At 41.2% G+C, this 4,954-nt stretch carries 1 protein-coding gene and 1 pseudogene; both read right to left on the reverse strand.

Features of this window, described 5'->3' with window-relative positions; translation table 11 throughout:
• On the reverse strand, nt 1-1,934 hold a 1,934-nt coding region (gene rtxA, locus CKY02_RS22180), incomplete at its 3' end, for an MARTX multifunctional-autoprocessing repeats-in-toxin holotoxin RtxA (protein WP_112896923.1).
• Nucleotides 1,935-2,618: 684 nt separating this feature from the next.
• Nucleotides 2,619-4,826 (reverse strand): annotated as a pseudogene (locus tag CKY02_RS22185) (calcium-binding protein); the annotation flags it as partial.
• Nucleotides 4,827-4,954 lie beyond the last annotated feature (128 nt).

Genomic DNA, 4,954 nt, shown 5'->3' on the forward strand with positions numbered 1-4,954 from the left:
ACAAGAACATTTACCGCACCACCAGCATCAACATTCATTTTTCCGCTCTGGCCTTGGTGAACCAGAACATTGGCTAAACCCGCACCATGAAATGTCAGATCGCCCTTTTCACCACTTTTCACAATGACGTTAGCACTCCCGCCCCCTTCAAAATACGTATTACCGAATGTTGAACTGTGCAGAATAATATTAGCCGCCCCCGCTCCTGTGAAATTAATATTACCGTGCGACACATTGGATGTAATAACGTTTCCACCACCTGTACCGATGAAATAAATATTACCGGAACTATCACCGCCATTCTTTGATGATTTGATAAGATCTTGCTCAGAATAACCTTCAAGATCCGTCAAGCAATCAGCAACATCATCTGCTATATTTAAATCATAATGAAGTTGACTTAACGTATAACCAGCCCCAATTGATCGATAACCACGAGGATAGGAAAAACTTTCATCCGCTAAACGGCCAGTATGGTCACCTTTTTTATACCAAGATTTTGCAATATATTTCAGCTTTCCTGTTTCATCATCATTCGCCAACTTAACCTCAACCACTTTGGTATAAGGTTCCAGAAATATTGCATATACATAAGTATCAGGTTGCTCATTTGATTTAACCGGAGAGACATCGATTTTCAGTCCATTAGAAGAGATCGCGTACCCTCCCATTTTGGCACTACCCAGTGTGACATTTTTCGCTTTAATGTTAGTATCATCGGAATAATTCACCCATTTATCGGTTAATAATACCTCCTCAACGCCCTGTATTGTGGTTTCTTGTCGATATACAAAATTAATATCAGCAAGCGTAATAGCACCTTCCCTTTTAACGGGGATAAATCCATTATTTACGTTGATATTTTCCTTAGCAATATCCTTAAGATGATTACCTTCCTTATACCAAGAAGTGGCATAATAACGGAGCTTACCGGTATCAGGATTATTTTGCAGCCGCACAGAAACAACTTTAGTATTAACATTATTGGCAATGGCAAAGAGATAAGTATCAGGCTCTACAGAGGATTTAACTGCTTTAACTTGCCGGGATTGTTGAATCCAGCGTCCCTCCATTGTTGCTGATGTCATAACAATATCTTTAGCCTGAGCAAATTCTATTTCATTTTTTGTACCTGCTCGGGTAATTTCGTTATAAGCTCCTGCACCAGTAAAATGAATATTACCGTGGGCAACATCAGAATAGAGTTTGTTATAACCACCCGCACCTTCAAGAGTAATATTACCCTGTGTCTGTTCATATCCATCTTCACTATGACGTATACGTTCAATGCGATTCGCTGCCCCCGCACCACGCAAGATAACGTTACCTTCTCTACCCTTACGTACAATATGATTATCAGCACCAACACCATTCAAAATGACGTCGCCGCTTTCTATCCGCGAATCGATACTATTTGCAGCGCCTGCGCCGTTAAATGTTACATCTCCTTGAGTACCCTCATAATGACTAAACCAGGTACGGTCAATTTTATTAGCCGCTCCTGCGCCAGCAAAATAGATATTTCCCTGATCAATTTCATGCCATAATTCATTGTATCCACCAGCCCCTTTAAAACTTGTATCTCCAGATAAACCTTTACGAACCAGTTTGTTATAGCCAGCAGCACCCGAATAATTTAAATTTCCCGTCTCACCCGTGTGATCAATAAAAGTCGAACCGGCTGCACCGGTAAATGACAAGCCGCCATTTCCCGTTTTACTAATACCGGTATAACCTGAAGCTCCCTTTACTGAAAGTTCACCATTCGTATGGTATACATTGACCTTTAATGAACCAACAGTAACATCATCATCTCCGCCATAAGCATAAACTTCACCACCAATACCAATAGCAGTAATACTGTTACCGTCATTATCGTCATAATATTTCCCAGTAAAAAAGTACTCTGTACTTCTATTTGATGATTTCCCCATCAATAGTCCTTTAATTTATTATTGAAGTTAAGCAGAAAACCACTGCACCTAACAGATAGGGCAGTTATTTTGAATATTCAATCTCTCACAAAACAGTGAAATCTTCTGACTTTTAATAGCAAAAAATTAAATAAAGAAAAAAACCGCTATTAAAATTAACATCAGATATTATTTTTACGAATTTATCAGACATACTTTTTTCCAAAAGTAATTTATTAATAAAACGGATATAACAAGGAAAACACTAAGTTTAGAAAAGTTTCAATTTGATGCATTTACAAACACCTTAAAACAAATCCATCGAATGAGATAAATAAAAAATTCAAAAAGATCGTTAACGCAGATGTTTTTTCCACGATAATATTGAAAATACAGATAAGATAATAAAGTAACGACTAAACTAAGATATAAAATTTCATCAATTACGATCAATTATTTTATTCCATTTCCATAAATAACCATACAGATTATAGCTATTAAAACAATATAAGTAAATGAGATAATAATATCCTACTCTTTTAGTCAGGAAATAATAATGATAAATAAAACTAATTAATGTAAATCACCATTGGTCAGTGAACAACCTATAATATAATGAACATTTGTTATTCAGCAGTAAAAAAAGCTCACCGATTCTGTGAGCCTTTTTTATTATTCATTTTAACTTTTATTTTTGAGAATTAATTACGCAAACTGCGCCTTACCCACCGTGGTATCTGCCCACGCCGTTGTAATGGCAATTTTCGCCTTATTGTCCAGATTTTCAATAAAACCATTATCACCCGCTGTCGGCGCAAAACTGCTCATTGACTGGATCAAAGTATCAACCGCATTATCCGATAGCGCCGTAAACTCACGCTCTCCCGATGCATTCTTATCTCCCATCTGCGCCACCAGTTTGGCACGATTACCATTAAAGTAATTGCTAAAAGTGACCGAACCTATTGATTCAAATGCCCCCTGAGCAGTTTTATCCTCAGTATGGCGGTTTACTGATAATACCAGATCATATCCGCTACGCTGGAACCACAGGTTTTGCCAGTCAATGCCGTCAAAGACAATCATATCTTCTGCATTGATATCATCAACCTGACTGTCAATCACCTTACCACTGACCACAAAGCTATCTACACCCGCACCACCCTGGAAGCGGTTCTGATAACCGCCTAACACTAGCAGATCCTGACCATCACCACCATCAAACTGACTGAACTTCGAAATTGCGGCCGCTATCAGATGGTCGTCACTTTCTCCACCATTAATCACCGCATGGTAGCCCATCAGTTTAATCACATCGTTACCGGTGTTGCCGTCAATCCGGTTATCATTACCAAATACTCTGGCAAAGTCATGGCCTGCACCCAATTCAACCCGGTTGTTATTACCAATGGTCACGGCATAATCTTGATCTTCTCCGGTATCCACCCGGTTGTAGTTGCCCGAGGTGACAGCGTAATCCTGGCCCTTGTCGGTATTAATTAATCCACCTTCGCCAAAGACAAACGTCTGGTCATTACCTTCCCCCATGAACACATGGTTAATACGTCCGGCTACCATCACGGTATCATCGCCACTACCGCCAAACATCCAGTTCTCACGTCCCATCAGGACGCCCAGATCATTGCCTGCACCACCCGCAAAGATGTTGGAAGTACCGATTGAATAATAAACATCATCTCCGCGACCACCCCAGAAGTTGTTGTTATCTCCCAGATAGGCGCCAAGATCTTTACCATCACCGCCCCAGTTGAAGTTATAGTTCCCCAACGATACATGGATATCACTATCCCCTTGCAGATGACCGCTGTTACGCAAGAAATCAAACGTTTTCTGCTCCATATTGAGCAGATCTGCGGTTAGATTTCCTTTTAAGTTGGTCACTAATGACTTCATCTCTTCTTGCTTATCTTTGCTGAACATCGTCGCAAATAAGTTAGGCAAATTCAGCGAATGAAAACCAAGTGCACGCTCTGGTTCGGTGCTCTCCGTCCCCATAGTCATTGGCGTGCTGCTCTGCGCTTTTTCATTTTCATCAGGCTCTTTCTGTTTCAGGCCATGACTCTCAGCAAAGGATTTAATGCCATCCGTCCCCATATTGAGGTGAGATTTCAGGCCGTCTAGCAATTTATCTGGATCAGTGAAAACTTTCAGTTGTTCACCACCGAATTTTCCAATGACTTCAATCATCTCTTTTAGAATAGCCACACCATCCACTGGCTCGTCTCCACGGGAGACAATACGACCATCCGCAGTGTAATGTACATCAAAGATATCCGCTAAAGTGGTATCTGCATTCACACTAGCTAACCGGCCAAGCAATTTATTCTTAAGCTGGCGAGGCAAATCCTGCGGATTATAGGTAAACGTTGTCTTCGCTATACCGGTTGTCGAGTATTGCTGAGTCATTAAACTGAACAACGAACCCAGGTTAGTATCGAGAATCGACTGGATATTGTCACCAAACATAAAGTTCCAGTTACCCGTGGTCACTTGAATATCCGCCCCCTGTCCCCCTATCGCAAAGTTAAATGCCAGTTTCTCATTGGCCTGACGGAATTTATCCGCACGGCTCATTTTACCTATATCAACGCTGTTGCCATTACTACTTAGCCACTGGTTGAATTGCTTATTCAGAGCGGCTTCCGTATCACTTTTCAGACCACGGCTACTACGCTCATGTTGAGAACCCAAATCAACCAGCGTCTTATAGTCAACGCTGCTGGTTTGGTCCAAACCAGACATATCCTGAACAAATTTTTTCGCACCAGCGATTGTCCATTGCTGATCTTGCACCGCTAGCCAGTCCTGCTCTTCACCAGAATGAGCAATGCTTTGCAACACACCGGAAATACGGGCTGCACCATCAAATGGATTAACCAACGGCGGCGTTGGCCTGTCTCTTAGTCACATCTCTACATCAACCGATTTAGCCAGTAAATACCCATCAATAAGCGTTTGTAGCAGGAACCAGCCTTCCCATAGTCTTTCCCACCCGACCCGGCCTGTCCGTTTTGAGTCAT

Origin of the sequence: Photorhabdus bodei (assembly GCF_003287735.1) — a bacterium.
In the GTDB taxonomy this organism is placed as follows: Bacteria; Pseudomonadota; Gammaproteobacteria; order Enterobacterales; family Enterobacteriaceae; genus Photorhabdus; species Photorhabdus kayaii.